The 16,990-nt window shown below is 70.4% G+C and carries 17 protein-coding genes; 8 read left to right on the plus strand and 9 right to left on the minus strand.

Annotated features, from left to right (window positions below):
- Window positions 1–228 (minus strand): hypothetical protein, encoded by a 228-nt coding sequence (locus ACWJIO_RS00825; protein WP_480310750.1) that lies wholly within the window; start codon window positions 226–228, stop codon window positions 1–3.
- Between the two features lie 33 nt (window positions 229–261).
- On the opposite strand from ACWJIO_RS00825, the gene ACWJIO_RS00830 reads away from it, so the two are divergent.
- From ACWJIO_RS00830 to ACWJIO_RS00840, 3 genes are all read left to right on the plus strand, one after another.
- The gene (locus ACWJIO_RS00830; protein WP_480310751.1) at window positions 262–807 is read left to right on the plus strand and encodes a DUF2854 domain-containing protein; all 546 of its coding nucleotides are present in this window, start codon (window positions 262–264) and stop codon (window positions 805–807) included.
- Between the two features lie 69 nt (window positions 808–876).
- Entirely contained in the window at window positions 877–1,779 is a 903-nt protein-coding gene (argB, locus tag ACWJIO_RS00835; protein WP_480310752.1) for an acetylglutamate kinase, read from the plus strand.
- A complete protein-coding gene (locus ACWJIO_RS00840; protein WP_480310753.1) occupies window positions 1,776–2,888 on the plus strand; it encodes a DUF3153 domain-containing protein in 1,113 nt (370 codons plus the stop codon). The genes argB and ACWJIO_RS00840 overlap by 4 nt, the downstream gene beginning before the upstream one ends.
- A gap of 15 nt (window positions 2,889–2,903) precedes the next feature.
- Here the strand turns inward: ACWJIO_RS00840 and priA are convergent, their stop codons facing one another.
- Window positions 2,904–5,168, minus strand: coding sequence for a replication restart helicase PriA (gene priA, locus ACWJIO_RS00845; RefSeq protein ID WP_480310754.1), 2,265 nt, complete (start codon window positions 5,166–5,168; stop codon window positions 2,904–2,906).
- Between the two features lie 531 nt (window positions 5,169–5,699).
- On the opposite strand from priA, the gene rpoD reads away from it, so the two are divergent.
- The 4 genes from rpoD to ACWJIO_RS00865 all read left to right on the plus strand — a co-directional run bounded on the left by rpoD (window position 5,700) and on the right by ACWJIO_RS00865 (window position 10,565).
- Complete coding sequence (gene rpoD / locus ACWJIO_RS00850) at window positions 5,700–7,073, plus strand: RNA polymerase sigma factor RpoD (RefSeq protein ID WP_480310756.1); 1,374 nt, start codon at window positions 5,700–5,702, stop codon at window positions 7,071–7,073.
- Between the two features lie 24 nt (window positions 7,074–7,097).
- Window positions 7,098–7,493 (plus strand): DUF1824 family protein, encoded by a 396-nt coding sequence (locus tag ACWJIO_RS00855; protein WP_480310758.1) that lies wholly within the window; start codon window positions 7,098–7,100, stop codon window positions 7,491–7,493.
- An 86-nt stretch (window positions 7,494–7,579) separates the two neighbouring features.
- Window positions 7,580–8,545 carry a hydroxymethylbilane synthase gene (gene hemC, locus ACWJIO_RS00860; protein WP_480310760.1) on the plus strand — a complete coding sequence of 322 codons (966 nt, stop codon included), beginning with the start codon at window positions 7,580–7,582 and terminating at the stop codon, window positions 8,543–8,545.
- A gap of 76 nt (window positions 8,546–8,621) precedes the next feature.
- A complete protein-coding gene (locus ACWJIO_RS00865) occupies window positions 8,622–10,565 on the plus strand; it encodes a chloride channel protein (protein ID WP_480310762.1) in 1,944 nt (647 codons plus the stop codon).
- 14 nt (window positions 10,566–10,579) lie between these two features.
- On the opposite strand, the gene ACWJIO_RS00870 is transcribed toward ACWJIO_RS00865, so the two are convergent.
- The 5 genes from ACWJIO_RS00870 to ACWJIO_RS00890 all read right to left on the minus strand — a co-directional run bounded on the left by ACWJIO_RS00870 (window position 10,580) and on the right by ACWJIO_RS00890 (window position 14,414).
- A complete protein-coding gene (locus ACWJIO_RS00870; protein ID WP_480310764.1) occupies window positions 10,580–10,705 on the minus strand; it encodes a hypothetical protein in 126 nt (41 codons plus the stop codon).
- 234 nt (window positions 10,706–10,939) lie between these two features.
- Window positions 10,940–11,599: a L,D-transpeptidase gene (locus ACWJIO_RS00875; RefSeq protein ID WP_480310766.1), complete on the minus strand. Its 660-nt coding sequence runs from the start codon at window positions 11,597–11,599 to the stop codon at window positions 10,940–10,942.
- Window positions 11,600–11,760: 161 nt separating this feature from the next.
- Window positions 11,761–12,348, minus strand: a complete 588-nt coding sequence (locus ACWJIO_RS00880; protein WP_480310768.1) for an inorganic diphosphatase — start codon at window positions 12,346–12,348, stop codon at window positions 11,761–11,763.
- 68 nt (window positions 12,349–12,416) lie between these two features.
- On the minus strand, window positions 12,417–13,955 hold the full coding sequence (locus tag ACWJIO_RS00885; RefSeq protein WP_480310770.1) for a carboxypeptidase M32: 1,539 nt from the start codon (window positions 13,953–13,955) through the stop codon (window positions 12,417–12,419).
- Between the two features lie 51 nt (window positions 13,956–14,006).
- Window positions 14,007–14,414, minus strand: a complete 408-nt coding sequence (locus ACWJIO_RS00890; protein ID WP_480310771.1) for an OsmC family protein — start codon at window positions 14,412–14,414, stop codon at window positions 14,007–14,009.
- A 44-nt stretch (window positions 14,415–14,458) separates the two neighbouring features.
- Here ACWJIO_RS00890 and ACWJIO_RS00895 point away from each other — a divergent pair, with 44 nt between their 5' ends.
- The gene (locus tag ACWJIO_RS00895; protein WP_480310772.1) at window positions 14,459–14,923 is read left to right on the plus strand and encodes a DUF2721 domain-containing protein; all 465 of its coding nucleotides are present in this window, start codon (window positions 14,459–14,461) and stop codon (window positions 14,921–14,923) included.
- Here the strand turns inward: ACWJIO_RS00895 and ACWJIO_RS00900 are convergent.
- Window positions 14,898–16,478 (minus strand): phytoene desaturase family protein, encoded by a 1,581-nt coding sequence (locus ACWJIO_RS00900; protein ID WP_480310773.1) that lies wholly within the window; start codon window positions 16,476–16,478, stop codon window positions 14,898–14,900. The genes ACWJIO_RS00895 and ACWJIO_RS00900 overlap by 26 nt on opposite strands.
- Window positions 16,475–16,912, minus strand: coding sequence for a thiol-disulfide oxidoreductase DCC family protein (locus ACWJIO_RS00905; protein ID WP_480310774.1), 438 nt, complete (start codon window positions 16,910–16,912; stop codon window positions 16,475–16,477). Before ACWJIO_RS00905 ends, ACWJIO_RS00900 begins: the two co-directional genes overlap by 4 nt.
- Window positions 16,913–16,990 lie beyond the last annotated feature (78 nt).

The raw sequence follows: 16,990 nt of genomic DNA on the forward strand, positions 1-16,990 counted from the left end.
TCAGCCGGCGTTGGCCTGGTCCGGGCCCACGCGGTCGAGCAGTTCGCCCAGCTCGCGCTCCAGGGCGGCCAGGTCAAGGCGCCATTCGGGCCAGGCGCCTGAGTCGATCTGGCGCAGCAGCCACAGCCGGTCCGCCTGGAGCTGGCTGATCAGGGCCGCCGTGCTGATCGCCGTCCCCGACTCCGGCTCGCCGGCGCCGTCCACGGGGCGGCTGGGATCACTGCTCATCTCGGGGCCCACGGCGTACAGGAAGATGGCGTCATGCAAGCACTTTTCTCGCCCGGCAGCCTCGTCACCCTGGCCGGGGCCGCCCTCTCGGTGATCGGCTGGATCGGCTATGCCTCCGGCAACCCGAACCTCAGCCTGCCCACGATCTTCTACGGCATTCCGATCCTGCTGGGCGGTCTGGCGCTGAAGTCGTCGGAGCTGCCACCGCCGCGGCGCGTCACTCCGGCCGGCGTCCACAGCGCCCTGCGTCAGTTGCCCGAGAGCGAACCCCTGCGCAAGCTGCTGGGCGACGTGATGCGCTGGCGCTATGGCCAGAAGGCCCACCTGGAGAGCTCGCTGGAGGTGCTCAAGCTCTGGGATGAGGATGCCCCGCCCCAGTTGCTGTCCGTGGAGGAGCTGGACGAGCAGGGCCGCTATGGCCTCAGGCTCCGCTTTGACGCCGGCGGCGTGCCCTTCGAGCGCTGGCAGGCCAAGCAGGAGCGCCTGGGTCGCTTCTTCGGCGAGGGCCTCACGGCCGAGCTCGAGCCCCTGGAAGGCCGCCGCTTCAACCTCCGTCTCCTGCTCGCCCCGGCCGCCTGAGCTCGGCCCTTGCCCAGGCCCCATGACGGCCCCCTTTCTCCCCCTCCAGATTTCAGCCCTCCTGTTGCCGTGAGCTCCGACACCGCCATCAGCCACACCGATGCCCTGCGGGTGTCCGTGCTCAGCGAGGCCCTGCCCTACATCCAGCGCTTCCGGGGCCGCCGCGTGGTGGTCAAGTACGGCGGTGCCGCCATGGCCCGCGCCGACCTGAGGGACGCGGTGTACCGCGATCTGGCCCTGCTCACCTCGGTGGGGGTGCGGCCGGTGATCGTGCATGGCGGCGGCCCGGAGATCAACGAGTGGCTGGCCCGTCTGCAGATCGAGCCCGAATTCAAGGGAGGACTGAGGGTCACCACCCCCGAAACCATGGATGTGGTGGAGATGGTGCTGGTGGGGCGGGTCAACAAGCAGATCGTCAACGGCCTCAACAAGCTCGGCGGACGGGCCGTGGGGCTCTGCGGCAGTGACGGTTCCCTGGTCACGGCCCGTCCCTACGGAGAGGGCCGCAACGGCCTGGTGGGGGAGGTGGCCGCCGTGAATCCCGCCGTGCTGCTGCCCCTGCTGGAGGCGGGCTATGTGCCGGTGATCTCCAGCGTGGCCGCCGACCCCGAGGGCCAGGCCCACAACATCAATGCCGACACGGTGGCGGGCGAGCTGGCCGCGGCCCTGCAGGCGGAGAAGCTGATCCTGCTCACCGACACCCCCGGCATCCTGCGCGACCGCCACGATCCCTCCACCCTGGTGCGCCAGCTCACCCTGGCCGGGGCCCGCGAGCTGATCGCCAGTGGCGTCGTGGAGGGGGGCATGACCCCCAAGACCGAGTGCTGCATCCGGGCCCTGGCCCAGGGGGTCGCGGCCGCCCACATCATCGATGGCCGCATTCCCCATGCGGTGCTGCTGGAGGTGTTCACCGATGCCGGCATCGGCACGATGGTGGTGGGCAGCCCCCAGCTGCTGGATGGCAGGCCGTGAGCGTGGAGAGCGAGGATCCCTGCGCCGGGGCCCGGCGCTGCCTGGAGCGGGGCGACTACGGCCAGGCCCTGCGCGCCCTGGAGCCCCTGGTGTCGAGCTTTCCGCCCGCCACGGCGGAGGGGGCCCAGATCCAGCTGCTGATGGCCACGGCCTGGATGGGTCAGGGCAATGCGCTGCGGGCGGTCGCCTGTTGCCGCCAGGTGAAACGCTGCTCCGATGCCACCCTGCGCGCCCAGGCCAAGGACCTGCTGGAGGTGCTGGAGGCACCGGCCCTGGAGCGGCCGCGCCGCTGGTCGATCACCCTGCCGGAGCTGGGTGAGGCCGAATCGGTCACCGGCCGCCTGCAGCAGGTGGCCCGCAGCCGCCGTGCCCAAGGTCCGCCGCCGCCGCCGGCACCGCCGGTGGGACCCACCCGGGCACCGCTGGGCTTCGGGGCCCTGGTGCTGGTTCTGCTGTTGCTCAGCCTGCTGCTGGGGGGCTGTGGTGCCGTGCACGCCGAACTCCATTTCCACGGACCGGGCCGGCTGCAGGTGGGCCAGCGGCTGGAGCGGGGTTCCACGGCTGTGGCGACCCCCTGGGAGCGGGGTCTGCTCGAGGCGCTGCGCAGGGCGGGCCTCAGGCCTGATGGTGCCAGTGCACCGGGTCACGACCATCTGCTGGGGGCGGCGATGCCGGCCGCCCAGGCCCTGGAGCTGCTCGCGGCCAATCTCGGGGACGCCGCCCGCCTGGCGGGGGTGGAGCTGCCAGCGCCGGAGCTGTTCTGGCAGGAGCGCAACTGGCTGGTGGGGGTGCAGCAGCGGCTGTCGGTGGCGGTGGATCTGCGCGGTGCCGATCCCGTGCCTGGCGCTGACTTCAGCCTCGATCTGGAGCCGCTGCAGCTGGCGGCGATCCGTCAGGCCAGTCCGGAGTCGGCGCGGGCCCTGCCAGGGGGTGGTGGGGTGCGCTGGCCCCTGCGCCTGGGGGCCGACAACCACCTGGAGCTGGCCTGCTGGCGCTGGAGTCCCCTGGGGCTCGGGGCGGGGCTGATTCTGTTGGCCCTGGGGCTGGTGTCTGCGCTGGGCCGGCTGCGCCAGCAGCTGGGGTTCGGTCTGCCCCAGCTGCCGGCCTAGGCCGGCAGCCAGCCGCTAGAGGCTGAGCGGATCGGGGTCGATCGCCAGGGCCACGGCGGCCGGCAGGGCGCGCCGCAGTTCCGCTTCACTCGGCAGGGGCAGGCTGGCGCCGGCGGGGCCGTGCAGCAGCAGCTGCCAGCGGCTGCGCCCAGCCACCCGGGCCACCGGCGCCGGCGCCGGCCCGATCAGCCACCAGCCGCTGGCTTCGAGGGCCGGCCGCAGCAGCTCGGCGATCGCCGCCGCCGCCGTGGCGGTGCCGCTGGCACTGGGGCCGCTGAAGCGCAGCAGGCAGGCGCGGCTGAAGGGCACCTGGGCGCCGCTGCGGCGCAGGGCCAGCTCGCTGGCCAGGAACCGGTCGTAGCGGCCATCCACCAGGTGGGCGATCACCGGGTGTTCGGGGCTGTAGGTCTGCACCAGCACCTCGCCGGGCAGCTCGCCCCTGCCGGCCCGGCCCGCCAGCTGCAGCAGCAGCTGCAGGCAGTGCTCTGCGGAGCGCAGATCGGGCCGGTGCAGCAGGCTGTCGGCTGCCAGCACGGCCGCCAGGGTCACCCGGGGCAGGTCCATCCCCTTGGCCAGCATCTGAGTGCCCACCAGCACGTCGGCCTCCCCGGCGGCGAAGCGGGCCAGCAGCTGGCCGTGGCCATCGCGGCCGCGGGTGGTGTCGCGATCGAAGCGCAGCACCCGCAGGCCCTCCAACTCCTGTGCCAGCTGCTCCAGCACTCTCTGGGTGCCGGCGCCGAAGGGCTTGAAGGCCGTGGAGCCGCAGTGGCCGCAGCGGTGGCTGATGTCGGCCCGGTGGTCGCACCAGTGGCAGCGCAGCCACTCCCGGCCGCCGCTGCCGCGGTGCACCGTCATGGGCACGTCACAGTGGGGGCAGAGCACAGCCTCGCCGCAGCTGCGGCAGCTCAGGAAGGTGTGGTAGCCCCGGCGGGGCACGAGCACCACGGCCTGTTCCCCCCTGGCCTTCACCCCCTGAAGCCGCTGCAGCAGGGCCCGGCTGAGCAGGCTGCGGTGTCCCTCGGCCAGCTCATGGCGCATGTCCACCAGCCGCACCGGCGGCAGGGGGCGGCCGCCGATGCGCTCGGACAGCCGCAACAGCTGCACCGGCTCGGGTGCCCCTTCTTGGCAGGCCAGCCAGGTTTCCAGGGCGGGCGTGGCACTGCCCAGCAGCAGGCGTCCGCCGCTTTGCCGCACCCTGATCCGGGCCACGTCGCGGGCGTGGTAGCAGGGCATCGGACTCTCCTGCTTGTAGGAGCTGTCGTGCTCCTCATCCAGCACGATCAGGTCGAGCCGGGCCAGGGGCAGAAACACGGCGGAGCGGGTGCCCACCGCCAGCAGGGGGTGCCCTTCCAGGCAGCGCCGCCAGGCGGCCACCCGGGCGCCGTCGCTGAGGCCGCTGTGGTATTCCACGACGGCAGCGCCGAAGCGCCGGCGGCAGCGCGTCAGCAGCTGGGGAATCAGGCCGATCTCCGGGGTGAGCACCAGGGCGCTGCGCCCCCGGGCCAGGGCTGCGGCGGCGGCCTGCAGGTACACCTCGGTCTTGCCGGAGCCCGTTACGCCCCAGAGCAGCAGGGTCTGCCCAGGCGGGGCCGCCAGAATCGCCTCCAGGGCTTCGCCCTGGGCTGGGTTGAGTGGCTGGGGCGCTTCGAGCCCCACGACGCTCCGGTGCTCTGGATCAGCCCCCGCGCCGCGCCCCCCCCGTGGGGTCGGGGGAAAGGCCTCGGCAGGCAGGGAGAGCCGCTCCACCAGCCCCCGCTGTTCCAGCGCCTGGGCCACGCCCCGGCTGAAGCCACCAGGCCGGCACAGCTGCCGCAGCGGCAGGGGGCCTGCGGCGGCGCTGAGCTGGTTCAGCAGGTCCTGCTGGCGGCCACTGAGGCGCTCGTGGGGTTCGGGCTGGCGGGCGGCTCTCAGGGCCAGCACCGGCTGGCGGTTGGCCCCGGCCCGGCGGCTGCGCTGGCCAAGCCATCCCGGCGGCAGGGCGCTCTTGAGGGTGCGGAAGCTGCTGGTGTGGCACTGCTGGGCCACCGCCGTGATCAGGGCGCGCCAGTGCCCGTCCACGGCGGCGCTCTGCAGCACGCCCTCGACGGGCTGGAGTGTCTTGCCAAGGAGGGCCGCCGGCAAGGCCTCGAGCAGCTCCACCACCAGCCCGCTGTGGGGCCGCCCCTGCAGTTGCACCCGCACCAGATCGCCCAGCCCAACGGCCAGATCCGGCGGCCGGGTGTAGGTGAACACCTGCCCCTCGCGGCCCGCCTCCAGCCAGATCTGGAGCCACTGGCTCAACGAACTTGCACATCGCTGGGGCTATTCATAGGATGGTGGTGTTGGGCAGCTGCAGGCTGCCGTCGGAACCAGGCAGAGTTCCGTCCAGCGGGAAGACACGAACAGAGAGTCGGGAGGTCTCCTTCCACATCGCTCTCACGGTCTGCGAACACCCCTGACAACCCTGCCCTCGGCCCCGGCCCCGTTCCCATTGTTGCTGCAGCCCGCCCCCTGCCCGCGGGCTGCCTGTTGATTTTTTGAAGCGTTCTGTCTCCTCCATAGCGCGGTAACGGCACCGGCTGCATCGGCTTCACGGCAGTGGTTTGTTTCGCCTGGCGAACCTCACCCTGCCTGGCCGGCGCGGCAGCTCCGTTCGCCCAGGGATCCTTCCGGGATCCCTCCGACGCTCCGGTCCCTGGAGATGCCCTGTTCCCTTCTCAGGGGGCCTGTCCCCCGGGGTAACCCAGAACCGATTTCCCCTTCCCCGTCCTGTCTTCCGCCCCCTCGATGAGCACTGCAGTCCCCCAAGCAAAACCAGCCGTAGAGGTCGTGATGGTGGCAACGTCGAAGGGTGACACCAAGCGGCTGAAGCCCCAGGCCTCTCCTGCTGCCGATGTCGCCCGGGCCAGCGAGGACGCTGCGGGAAAGGTGAAGTCCACTCCCAAGGCGCGCTCCGGCAAGGCCACGGCAGCTTCAGCCAAGGTCGCGGCGGGCAAGCCGACCACTGCCAAGGCCAGCGCCGCCAAGAACACCCCGGCCAAGGCCACGAAGTCCGCTTCCGCCAAGGCCACCTCCTCAAAGGCCAGTTCGGCTAAGGCCGCCGCCTCCAAGGCTGCTGCCGCCAAGGCCGCCGCCGCCAGCCCCGCTGCCGTGGCCACGGCGTCTGATGACGCCGCCCTGGCCAAAGGCGACGCAGTCAGCGCCAAGGACGACAAGGCCGCCAAGGCCCTCGCCAGCATCAAGGTGGGACCCAAGGGCGTCTACACCGAGGACTCGATCCGCGTCTATCTGCAGGAGATCGGCCGCATCCGTCTGCTGCGGCCCGATGAGGAGATCGAGCTGGCCCGCAAGATTGCCGACCTGCTGCACCTCGAGGAGCTGGCTTCCCAGTTCGAGGCCGACCACGGCCACCACCCCGATAACAAGGAGTGGGCCGTGCTGGTGGAGATGCCGCCGATCAAGTTCCGGCGCCGGCTGATGCTCGGCCGCCGCGCCAAGGAAAAGATGGTGCAGTCGAACCTGCGCCTGGTGGTGTCGATCGCCAAGAAATACATGAACCGGGGCCTGAGCTTTCAGGACCTCATCCAGGAGGGCAGCCTCGGCCTGATCCGGGCGGCTGAGAAGTTCGACCACGAGAAGGGCTACAAGTTCTCCACCTACGCCACCTGGTGGATCCGCCAGGCCATCACCCGCGCCATCGCCGATCAGAGCCGCACCATCCGCCTGCCGGTGCATCTCTACGAGACGATCTCGCGCATCAAGAAAACCACCAAGACCCTCTCCCAGGAGTTCGGCCGCAAGCCCACTGAGGAGGAGATCGCCGAGTCGATGGAGATGACGATCGAGAAGCTGCGCTTCATCGCCAAGAGCGCCCAGCTGCCGATCTCCCTGGAGACCCCCATCGGCAAGGAGGAGGATTCCCGCCTGGGCGACTTCATCGAGGCCGACATCGAGAACCCCGAGCAGGATGTGGCCAAGAACCTGCTGCGCGAAGACCTCGAAGGGGTGCTGGCCACCCTCAGCCCCCGCGAGCGCGATGTGCTGCGGCTGCGCTACGGCCTCGATGACGGCCGCATGAAGACCCTCGAGGAGATCGGCCAGATCTTCGATGTCACCCGCGAGCGGATCCGTCAGATCGAGGCCAAGGCCCTGCGCAAGCTGCGTCACCCCAACCGCAACGGCGTGCTCAAGGAGTACATCAAGTAACCTCCCAGCCGCTGCAGCACCGGCATGGCCGAGACCCTGGCTTCTCTGCGGGGCCTCCGCACCGCCCCCCGGCTGGAGGAGCAGGCCACTGCTGAGCTCCTTGAGGAACTGCTGCAGAAGATGGCCCTCTGCGAGTGGTTCACGGTGGGGGTGATGGCCCCCACGGCCGCAGCCGCTGTGGCCACCCTGCGCCGGCTGGAGCAGATCTGTGGCTGGCCCACGCTGGAGCTGGATCCCGGTGCTACGGCCCTGGAGGGCCCGGAGGGCCCGGTGTTTCTCAAGGCCAACCAGAACAACGGCCGCTTCCAGCTGCGCCTGGAGCAGGGTCTGGGCGAGGGGGTGCTGATCACGGGCCACAGCCTGGTCGATCCCACCGCCCAGGACACCTGGGGGCCGCTGCCGCTGGAGTGTTTCGCCTGAGGGCCTCTCCCCTGGGGGGACGGCGGGCCGGTGCCTAGGGTGGACGGCTGTTACTCGGCAGGCTGACTGCCAACCGAAGGTTCTCGATGGCCGGCTCCACCCTGCGCATTGCCTCCCGCCGCAGCCAGCTCGCCATGGTGCAGACCCACTGGGTGCGCGATGAGCTGGCCAGGGCCCATGACGAGCTCACGATCACGATCGAGGCCATGGCCACCCAGGGAGACAAGATCCTCGATGTGGCCCTCGCCAAGATCGGTGACAAGGGTCTGTTCACCAAGGAACTGGAGGCCCAGATGCTGGTGGACCAGGCCGACATCGCCGTCCACAGCCTCAAGGACCTGCCCACCCACCTGCCCGAGGGGTTGATGCTCGGCTGCATCACCGAGCGGGAGGACCCCGCCGATGCGCTGGTGGTGCACGAGAAGCACAAGGACAAGAGCCTCGCCACCCTGCCGGAAGGGGCCGTGGTGGGCACCAGCTCCCTGCGCCGCCTGGCCCAGCTGCGCCACCACTACCCTCACCTCACCTTCAAGGATGTGCGCGGCAATGTGATCACCCGCCTGGAAAAGCTCGATGCCGGCGGCTTCGACTGTCTGATCCTGGCCGCCGCCGGCCTGGGCCGGCTGGGGCTGGGCGGGCGCATTCACGAGCTGATTGATCCGTCCATTTCGCTGCATGCCGTGGGGCAGGGGGCCCTCGGCATCGAATGCCGCCATGGCGACACGGCGGTGCTGGATCAGATCAAGGTGCTGGAGCACACCCCCACGGCTCGCCGCTGCCTGGCCGAGCGGGCCTTCCTGCGGGAGCTTGAGGGCGGCTGCCAGGTGCCGATCGGCGTCAATACCAGCTTCTCCGGCCCCGAGGCCAGCGGCAGCCTCAAGCTCACCGGCATGGTGGCCAGCCTCGATGGCCTGCGGCTGATCCGCGATCAGGCCGAGGGCCCCCAGGACGACCCCGAGGCGATCGGAGTGGCCCTGGCCCACAAACTCAAGGCCCAGGGAGCCGGGGAGATCCTGGCTGAGATCTTTGCCGCCGTCCGCCCCGAAGCCTGACGCTGCCAAAGGCGCGGCCCCAGCTGAGGCCAGCGGCCTCCCCTTTGAATGGAGTCTGCTGGCCTGGGCTGCCCTGGTGGGCAGCCTTACGGGTGGGGCTGTGGTGCTGTTCCACGAGCTGCTGGGGCTGATCAACAATGGCCTGTTCGGCTCTCTGGTGGAGCTGCTGCTGAACCTGGCCAGCCCCGCCGCGCCCGAGACCGCCATCGAGCTCCCGGAGCTGGTGGCCCCGCCTGACACCCCGCTGGGATCGCTGCTCCAGATCGGGCTGGGCGGGCTGGGCTTCCTGCCGCCGCCGCCTGTTCCTGAGCCGGTGGCGCCGCCAGCCTCTGTTTTGGCGGACTGGATTCAGCTCTGGCCCGTGGTGCTGGTGCCCACGCTGGGGGGCTTCGGGGTCGGGCTGCTGCGCTGGTTCGGCGGCGATCCCGGACCTGGTCTGCCGAGCCTGATGGCCATGGCCGATGGGGCAGTGCACCCAGCTCCAAGGCTGCCTGGCCTGCGCCTGTTGGGCGCCTCCCTGAGCCTGGGCAGCGGCGCCTCCCTGGGGCCTGAGGGGCCGAGCGTGGAGAGTGGCGGCAACCTCGGGCTCTGGCTTGCCCTGCGCGCTGGCCTGCCCGCCCAGAGCCGCAAGGCCCTGGTGGCCGCTGGCGTGGCTGCCGGCCTGGCGGCCGGGTTCAAGGCGCCGATCGCCGGGGTGTTCTTTGCCTTTGAGGGCAGCTTCAGCGCCATCCAGGGCCGCCCCAGCCTGCGGGCCGTGCTGGTGGCCTCCGTGGCCTCCACCCTGGTCACCCAGCTGGTGCTCGGGGACACTCCGATCCTGCGGCTGCCTGCCTATGACGTGCGTTCGCCCCTGGAGCTACCCCTCTACCTGGGCCTGGGCCTGCTGGCGAGCCTGATGTCCTGGCTGCTGGTCAGATTGCTCGCCCTCGGCCGCGGCGAGCGGCTGCAGCAGGGGCTGCGGCGGTTGCCGCCCGGCGTGCCCACGGCCCTGGGCGGTCTGGCGGTGGGCGTCCTGGCGCTTGGTTTCCCGCAGGTGCTTGGCGTGGGGTACGACACCATTGAGGCCCTGCTCGGCAGTGACGGTGGCATTCCGCTGCTGGCCCTGCTGGCCCTGCTTGGCGTGAAGCTGTTGGCCACCGCCGTCAGCAACGCCACAGGCTTTCTCGGGGGAGGTTTCGCCCCCGCCCTGATGCTCGGGGCGGTACTGGGCAATGCGTATGGCCAGCTGCTGGGAGATGGGGGCCTGGGTTTGCCGGTCGCCGCGCCCCCCGCCTACGCCATGGTCGGCATGGCTGCCGTGCTGGCCGGCAGTGCCCGGGCCCCGCTCACGGCGCTGCTGCTGCTGTTCGAGCTCACCCGCGACATCCGCATCGTGGTGCCGTTGATGGCCTCCGCCGGTCTGAGCGCCCTGTTGATGGAGCGCTGGCAGGGGATCGCCGATCCTGGCCTGCTGGGGCCGGATGTGGTGGAGGAGCAGCGTCGCCGCGAGCTCACCGGTCTGCCGGTGCTCGAGGCTCTGGAGCCTGAGGCTCCCCTGGTGCTGCCTGCCCAGACTTCCGCGGCGGCGGCCCTGGCTGAACTGGTGGCGGTGCACGGCCACTGTCTGCTGGTGGCCGATGCGGGCTGGGTGGTGGGTCTGGTCACCCTCTCGGATCTGCAGCAGCGGCTCAGGTTGATGGCGGGCTCCGCAGGGGCGGCTGCCTGCGAGCCGCTGCTGCGGGAGTGTCTGCAGGGGGCCTTGCTCTGGCTGCCGCAGACGGCCAACCTGGCTCAGCTGGAGGACCAGCTCACCCCGTCAGGCTGCCGGCAGCTGCCTGTGTTCGTCCTTGAAGGGGCGAACCCAGGAGCGTTGCCCCACGGACAGCCACTCGGTGGTCTACCCGTGGGGGCCCTGCGGGGACTCGCCAGCCGGGATGGCATGGCCCGGGCTCTGGCCCGCTCCGGCCTGGGCCACCTCCAGCGCCAAGGGCAGACCAAGGACTCGAAGGCCCAGGTGGGTGTGGCGGATACGGCGAGCTGAAAGCCCCATGGGGACTAGCGGCTCACCATGCCGAACTGGCTCACCGTCAGGCTGCTGGCCACTGGATCGGCATCGGCGAGCCGGTCGATGATGCGGTGCAGATCGAGGGCGGAGAGCTCCCCATCACTGGACCATTTCAAGGTGGTGCTGGGCTCGGCCACGAAGGCGGGCCTGGGCGCATCACTGGCTGGACGGTTCGAGATGAGCGTCTCGGAGCCTGGGGCTTGCCGTCCTGTGGAGGGGTGAGGTCGGAAAGCAGGCACCATCGAACCGGAAAAGCAATCGGAAACTTACAGGCGAAAGCCGGGGTTTCCTGACCGAATTGCAGGGATCTCCAGGAAGTCTTCCGGATCTGATATCCCCTGGCTTGCCGTTCAGCGTTTGACGATCACTGGAGTGCCGATCTCCACCTTCTCGAACAACTCGCGCACATGGGGCGTGAGCATGCGCACACAGCCGTTGGACACGGCGGCGCGGGAAGTCACGGTCCAGGCCCAGGCCGTGGGGGTGCCATGGATGCCGTACTGGTTGAGGCCGCTCTGCTTGAAGCCGATCCAGCGGTCACCCAGCGGACCCTGCGGCCCCACGGTGGCATTGATCTTGCCGCTGCGGGTGCTCTGATACTGGGGGTTGACCACCTTGTTCTGCACCGTGAAGCTGCCGACCGGGGTCGGGGTGCTGGGGTCGCCGATGGCCACCGGCCAGCTGCCCACCACGGTGCCGTTCTCTTTGAGGCTGATCTGGCGCCGGCCCAGTTCCAGCACGATCTGCCGCTGAATGGCGGCCGCCGGAGCTGCCTCCTCCCCGGCGGCTGGAGCTGTTTCAGCTGGTTGTGCCATCTCGATCGGAGCGGCCTCTGCCGGCGCTACCTCTGCCGCAGCGACCTCAGGGGCCGGTGGAGCTGGGGGCTGGGCCAGGGCCGTCCTCGGCAGCAGCACCCCGGCCGCGACCAGCAGCCCAGTGCCCAGGGCGAGCCCCTGGTGCAGGGAGCAGCGATGCAGGGGCAGGTGCCTTGGCGGATGCTGCAGGGACATGGGTTCAGGCGGGGTGGATCCGAACGGGTGGTGAGGGGGGCGCTGGAGAGCGCTGTCGAAAGGGCACCCCAAGGCCGTTGGTGTCCACCGGTCTGGGGGTCTGTCAACCCGGGCGTGGGTTGGGCCGCTTGCGTGAGCCCGTTGGCGTAGGGCCGCTGGCCTCAGTTCACCAGGTTCGGATCGATGCTGGTGGTATAGCGGGCCTCGCAGGCCTTGACAATCGCCACGGCCTCGGTCGGCTCGAAGAAGCCATTCACCTTGCAGGTGCCGGGTTTCTTGAGGTCTTTGTAGCGCTCCCAGTAGTACTGCGTTTCCTTCAGCCAGTGGTCGCCCAGTTGGGTGAAGCTGGTGATGTGATCCATGCGCTTGTCATCGGCGAGCACGGCAATCACCTTGTCGTCCACTTCGCCGCCGTCATCGAATTTCATCACCCCGATGATGCGTGCTTCCACCAGGGAACCCGGCACCAGCGGTTCGGTCACGCCCACGATTTCGATGTCGAGCGGATCACCATCCTCATCCCAGGTGCGGGGAATGCAGCCGTAGGCAAAGGGATAGGCCAGGGAGGAATAGCCGACGCGATCCAGTTTGAGATGGCCGGTTTCGGTGATCAGCTCGTATTTGTTGATGGTCATGGAGTTCAGCTCCACGATGGCGTTGAGGCGCAGTTCGGCTTCATCGGCAAAGGCCGGCAGCACGTGCAGCAGGTTGAGCATCGTGCGGCTCGGAGCGTGGTCGATGTTCGCCATGAAACAAGGTGGATCGGCGTGGCCCATCCTACGGAGGGCATCGCGGCACCCCAGTCCAGCGGTGGGGCTCAGCCGCTGAGGCGCTCCAGTTTCTGCTCCAGATAACGCAGGAAGGGCCCGGCACTCAGCGGCCTGCCGCTCACCCGCTGCACCAGCTGCTCGCCGTTGAGCTGACGGCCCAGCGGCCACACCTTCTGCCCCAGCCACTGCCGCAGCTCCCCCTCCTCACCCCGGGCGACGTGATCCTCGATGGCGCCGGGGCCGCCGAGATCGCGCTCCATCGCCTCGGCCAGCTGGGCACTGATCAGGTGGCCAAGGGCATAGGAGGGGAAATAGCCGAACAGTCCCTCGCTCCAGTGCACATCCTGCAGGCAGCCCTCGGCGTCGTTGGCCGGAGTGAGGCCCAGCAGGTCCTGGTGGCGACGGTTCCAGGCGGATGGCAGCTCCGCCACCGGCATGTCCCCCTCCAGCAGGGCCAGCTCCAGTTCGAAGCGCAGCACAATGTGGAGGCCATAGCTCAGCTCATCGGCCTCCACCCGGATCATCCCCGGCTGCATGGGGTTGAGGGCCCGCCAGAAGCCGCGGCTGCCGCCCCAGGGATCGCGGCCCAGGGCCGCCGTGAAGCGTGGTTGCCAGCGGCTGGCGAAGGATTCTCCCCTGGCGATGCGGCACTCCCAGAACAGCGATTGCGATTCATGCACCCCCATGGAGGTGGCCTCCCCCAGGGGCCAGGGGAAGTAGTGGTCATCGCCACGGGGCAGGCCCTGCTCGTAGAGCGAGTGGCCCCACTCATGGGCCGTGGCCAGGAAGGCGGAGAGGGGCTGGCCGGGCACCACCCGGGTGGTGATGCGGAAGTCGGCGGGGCCGAGGGTGCAGGAGAAAGGATGGGGCGAGCGCGAGCGCTGGCACTGACTGGGGTCGTAACCCCAGCTCTGCAGCAGGGCCTCGCAGAGGTTGTCCTGCACCGGTTCTGGGATGTCCACCGCCTCGCTGGCCGGGCCAGGGGCGCTGCGCACAGCCTCCAGCAGCCGGGGCAGCTGCTCGCGCAGGGGCAGAAAAAGCTCCTGCAGCCTGGCCTGGCGCACGTCCGGCTCGAAGGGCTGGGCCAGGATCTCCCAGGGGCTGCTCCCGGCTGCTTCGGCGGCGGCCAGCTGGCCTGCCTGATGCCGCCGCAGCCCGATCATCTCCTCCAGGGCCGGGGCGAAGAGGGCGAAGTTCTGCTTGGCGCGGGCCTCCTGCCAGAGGGCATAGCCCCGGGATTGGGCCTTCGCCAGGGCGGCCACCAGGGCGGGGTCGAGGCAACGCTGGCGCTCCAGGTCCTGGCGCAGCAGCTCCAGGTTGCGGCTCACGGCGGCCTGGCCGGCCTCGGGGGTTGTGGCGGCGGCTTCAGCCTCGGCGGCCTGCAGCAGCTCGCCGTAGGGCGCCGCCACCTGGCGCCGGTGCAGCTCGGTGGCGAGCAGGGCCAGCTGTTCGCCGCGCCAGGCCGCGCCGGCCGCGGGCATCACCGTGTTCTGGTCGTAATAGAGGGCGCTGCTGATCGATCCGAGCAGGCGGGTTTCGTGCAGATAGGCCCGCAGCTGGGCCAGGGCCGTGCCCGTTGCGCTCATGGGGATGGGGGAGGAGCTGCTCAGCATGGCGGCTGGACGGGGTGAGGCGGCTCAGGCCGTATCCCAGTGCAGGGTGATCGGCACGGCGCCCTTCAAGGTGGCCTTCACCGGGCAGCCTTCGGCGGCGCGCTGCAGGGTGGCCCGCGCGCCGGCCTCCAGGCCGGCCGGCAGCACCAGCCACACCTCCAGGGCGGCGATCCGGCGCGGCAGCTCCTGGCTCATGGTCTTCTCCACCCGGGCCGAGGCCCCCTCCATGCGCCAGCCATGCCGTTCGGCCACCAGGCCCATGATCGTCAGCAGACAGGTGGCCAGGGAGGTGGCGATCAGGTCGGTGGGGGAGTAGGCGCTGCCCTGCCCTTGGTTGTCGGCAGGAGCGTCTGTGGTGAGGGTGGCGCCGGAGGGGCCATGCACCGCACTGCAGCGCAGGGAGCCGTTGTAGTGGCAGCTGATGCTGGTCATGGCAGCTGGCCCGGTAGTTTCACGGCACCCACTGTGGCCCTGCGATGCCGTTGCTGCTGGCACCTGATCCGCTCCTGGCGGCGGCCCCGGTGGAGAGCCTGGCACGCGCCATCCAGCTCTCGGTGGCGCCGGTGTTTCTGCTGGCCGGCATCAGCGGGCTGCTGGTGGTGCTCACCAACCGGTTGGCGCGCATTATCGACCGCTCCCGTCAATTGCAGGAGCAGCTGCGCGATGCCACCGTCGCGAGGGCGCGGGAGTGGAAGCAGGAGCTGCAGCTGCAGAAACGGCGCATGACCCTGGTGCTCAAGGCGATCGAGCTCTGCACCGGCACGATCCTGCTGGTGGCGCTGGTGGTGGCGATCGTGTTCGTGAGCGTCGTCACCGCCATCGATCTCGCCCTGGTGGTGGTGCCCCTGTTCGTGGCCGCCATGCTCTGCCTGATGGTGGCGGTGCTGCTGTTTCTGCGCGAGGTGCAGCTGGCGGCTACCCAGCTGCGGCGCTGGTTCTGACGCCGCTGAGGCCGAGCTCCTCCAGCAGCTGGCGCTGGGCGCGGGCGGACACGAAGCGGTGGGCGGCCATGGCTCCGCTCACGGCTACCGGCGGTACGCCGATGCCGGGAAAGACGCCGGCGCCGCAGAGCACCAGACCGTCGATCGGAGTGCTGCCACCGGGGAACGGCCCCCGATCGGCAGGCCAGGCCGGGCCATAGCTGCCCTGGTGCACGTTCAGGAAGTGCTGGTGGGTGAGGGGGGTGCCCTGCAGTTCCAGTTCGAGCTGCCCCTGCCACTGGGGTAGCAGCCGCTCCATCACCTGGTGAAACAGGCTGCAGCGCTCGGTCTTGAGGCGCCGGTAGGCGGCACTGCCCCGCTCCAGATCGTGCCAGAGCTCCCAGGGCTCATTGGCCGGCGTGTAGCCGTGGATCACCTGATGCCCGGGGGGCGCCAGGCCCGGATCGAGGCGCGACGGCATCGACAGCACCGCCATGTTGCGTTCCGCGTCGATGCCCCGCTGCCAGTCGCCCACCCAGACGTGATGGATCGGCAGGGCGTCGATCGCCGCCGAGCTGCGCAGGGCGGCATGCCAGTGCAGAAAGCTGCCGCAGGCCGGGGTGGCGGCCTGCCTGCGGCGCCAGCGCGCCGTGCTGCGGTCCTGCGGCAGCAGCGTCAGCAGGTCCCACGGGCTCAGGTTGGCGATCACGCCGCGACGGGCGGTGAGGCGGCTGCCGTTCTGGAGCTCCACGCCCACGGCCCGGTTGTCCTGCACCAGCACCTGGCTCACCGGGCAGCGGCAGTGGAGCTGGCCGCCGTGCTTCCGCACCCCCCGCAGCAGCGCCTCCACCACTGCAGGGCTGCCGCCGATCGGGTAGTCGAGACAGGCCTCGGGCTCGAACCACTCCCCGAACAGGGTGGCCATGGCCGCCGCGCTGGTGTGCTGCATCGGCAGCCCGGAGATCAGGAAGCAGAGCAGATCCACCCAGTGCAGCAGGAAGGGATCGCGCAGGTGACGCCGCGCCAGGGGCCCGAAGGCCCCGCCCAGGGCCGCCAGCCGGCCCGCCTGGCCCAGCAGCCCCAGGCCGCCACTGGCCCCGAGGGTGCTGGCCAGCCCCAGCCCGGGCCGCAGGGCCAGCAACGGCAGCTGGCGGGCCGCCTGGCAGAAGGGCTGCAGCCAGGCCATGAAGGCGCTCCACTCGGCGGCCGCCGGGGCCCCGCGCAGTTCTCTCACCATGGCCACAAAGGGGTCGAGTCCAACCCCCACCTCCAGGTTCCCCTCCGGCAGCAGCAGGCCCCAGGTGCGATAAGTGGCCACGGGCACGGTTTCCCCCACGGCCCGCAGCACCTGGGCCAGGGGATTGGCACTGGGCCAGCGGCCCAGGCCCGACCACAGGGACGGCCCTGACTCGAACTGGAACCCGCCCCGACTGAAGCCGTGGGCGGCGCCGCCGGGGCGGTCGTGGGCTTCGAGCAGCATCACCTCCAGCCCATGGCGGGCGGCGATGGCAGCGGCACAGAGGCCTCCCAACCCGCTGCCCACCACGATCAGATCGGGCTGGCCCTCAGGGGTCATCGCTGGCCTGCCGGCTCCGCAATGCTCGAGACCGCACAGCGGTTCCGGCAGAGCTCCTCCAGGCCAGGGCGGCCGGTGAGCCGCAGCCGCCAGCGGGCCCAGAGCCGGTAGAGGCTCTCCACCAATGGCTGCACCAGGGGCCAGCGGGTGGGGGCATAGATCCAACCGAGGCCCACCAGGCCGTAGGCGCGGCGGAACACCTCCACCCCGCTGAGCAGTTCTCCATCGCCACTGATGCAATGGATGGTGCCCATGGCGTCGCGGTAGGTGATGCCCCCGTGGGCGCTGGGGTCGTAGCCGGCGGCGTCGATGTCGATGAAGGCGAGCACGGGCTGATCCCCGTGGCGCTGCTGGTCGCGGGCCCGCAGCAGCCGCACCTCCCGCAGGCAGAGCGGACAGCCACCGTCGTAGAGGATGCGCAATGGGCTGGTCATGGCGGCTGAGGATTCCCCTGGCAGCAGAGGCAGCGCAGGGGTTGATGGCAGTGGCGCGATGCTAGGGAGATTGCGCCG

Source organism: Paraciimarium castrense LEGE 11436, assembly GCF_056633055.1.